The 2,327-nt window shown below is 39.3% G+C and carries 1 protein-coding gene; it reads right to left on the bottom strand.

From position 1 onward, the window contains the following. A partial coding sequence (clfB, locus tag IDG60_RS11385) for an MSCRAMM family adhesin clumping factor ClfB (RefSeq protein ID WP_206160710.1) occupies positions 1-2,327 on the bottom strand: 2,327 nt, incomplete at both ends.

The following is a 2,327-nucleotide window of genomic DNA, read 5'->3' as shown; positions in this document are numbered from 1 at the left end:
TTACTTCACCTTTAGGATTTGATGGTGCTTTCTGTTCATTATTTGGTGGTGTAACTCTTGAATCGGAGTCACTATCTGAATCCGAGTCGCTATCCGAGTCTGAGTCGCTGTCTGAATCTGAATCGCTGTCTGAGTCTGAATCGCTATCTGATTCTGAGTCGCTGTCTGAGTCTGAGTCGCTATCTGAATCGCTGTCTGAGTCTGAGTCGCTATCTGAATCTGAATCGCTGTCTGAGTCTGAATCGCTATCTGATTCTGAGTCGCTGTCTGAGTCTGAGTCGCTGTCTGAGTCTGAATCGCTGTCTGAATCTGAATCGCTGTCTGAGTCTGAATCGCTATCTGAGTCTGAGTCACTGTCTGAATCTGACTCACTATCTGAATCTGAGTCGCTATCTGAGTCTGAGTCGCTGTCTGAGTCTGAATCGCTGTCTGAGTCTGAATCGCTATCTGAGTCCGAGTCACTATCTGAATCTGACTCACTATCTGAATCTGAGTCGCTATCTGATTCTGAATCGCTGTCTGAGTCTGAGTCGCTATCTGAATCTGAGTCGCTGTCTGAGTCTGAATCGCTGTCTGAGTCTGAATCGCTATCTGAGTCCGAGTCACTGTCTGAATCTGACTCACTATCTGAATCTGAGTCGCTATCTGATTCTGAATCGCTATCTGAATCTGACTCACTGTCTGATTCTGAGTCGCTGTCTGAATCCGAATCGCTATCTGAACCTGAGTCGCTGTCTGAGTCTGAATCGCTGTCTGAATCCGAATCGCTATCTGAACCTGAGTCGCTGTCTGAATCCGAATCCGGATCCGGGTCTGGGCTTGGTTCTGGGTCAACCGGTGGCCCTGGAGTTGGGTCTTTCGGATTTACTGCTGAATCACCATCAGCACTTCCACCACCATAACGTACAACATTCTCATTATTCCAACCGAAAATACTGTAGTCTTTACCTGTCGCTGGGTCAACATTTTCTTGAATGACTTGCGTTTTCAAGTTTTTACCTGTTTTATCATAATGACCTTCGACTAAAACGACATACGTTTTATTTATATCACCAAAATTAATACTTGCTACATTTTGGTATTTATAAGTGATTTTATCCTTAAATTGATCAGTTACTTCTTTAAGATTAGAGTCATTTGGGTCTGCATAGTAGCTATCTGATAATTTAGATGTATCATTCACTTCAAAAATTCTCAGTTTTGTATCTGTAGCACTTACTTTACCGCTACTTTCTTCGATTTTATCTTGGTAACCTTTAATATACACCCACGTATTACCTAAAACTCGTTGCTTAGGGTTAACAAATACCGTTTGCTTGTATGTATTTTGACCTGAAGCTGTATCTACACCAATAATTTGAGAAGAAATGTTCGCGCCATTTGGCTTATCAATTCCTGCAATTGGCGAACTATAGTTATAAGTAATTTTATTATTAAACATTTCATCCGCAATATTAATATTTGCATCATATGTTCCTGATTTAGGTGCCTTTGCTCTGTCTGTAAATAGTGGTAATGAAAATTTCCCATTAATATTTTGCTTATCATTTACATAATCTGTAAAGACAAATGTATATGTCTTAGTCAAAATATCATATGTCGCTTTTGCTACAACTTCATTTTTATCGTTTACTATATCTGCAATTGGCATCGTATTATTCGAATTAGAGTAATCCACGTCTCCATTACCAGTTACACTATCTGGTAACTTCGCTGTAAAATAATCCCCTGATTTCACTTGTCCAGTCACTGTAAAGTTTGCCGCCATAAAAGTATTACCACTTTGGTTAGGGTCAAATGTAGTCTTTTCTAATTGAAAATCTTTTGCCGTAACTTTATCATTTACATTTGTACCTTTAGCATCAGCAGCATTTACTACAGGTTCAGCAACTGCAAGACTACGTACAGCTCTCGTTCTAACACTTGGTTTACTAGTTCCTTGCGCATTGGAAATTGTTTGTGGTGATGATTGTGGTAAATCTAATGTTTGAGGATTTTTAAGCTCACTGTTTGTCGCTATGCTATTAGCATCATTCGTTGTTTTATTATCTACTTGAGAATTTGCTTCTTGAGGAACAGTTTGATCTTGCATTTTTGCAGCAGTTGCTTGATCTTTAATTGCCGTCAGTTGAGGTGTTTCATTTGTTGAAGCTGGCTCTGTTGTAGTGGTATTGCTCGTTTGTGTAGACATTGGTTTTGCTGTGCTATCTACATTCGCACTGTTTGTGTTTGCACTAATATCAGATGTATCATTAGCCGTTGTATTTAATTGAGGTGTTTCTATCATATTGTTTTTTTCGGAATCTGCACTTGCATTATTTTTCGAA

It is taken from the genome of Staphylococcus sp. EG-SA-2 (genome assembly GCF_017152085.1).
The sequence above is the reverse complement of the archived record's forward strand: the minus strand, read 5'-3'. Positions and strand labels throughout refer to the sequence as shown.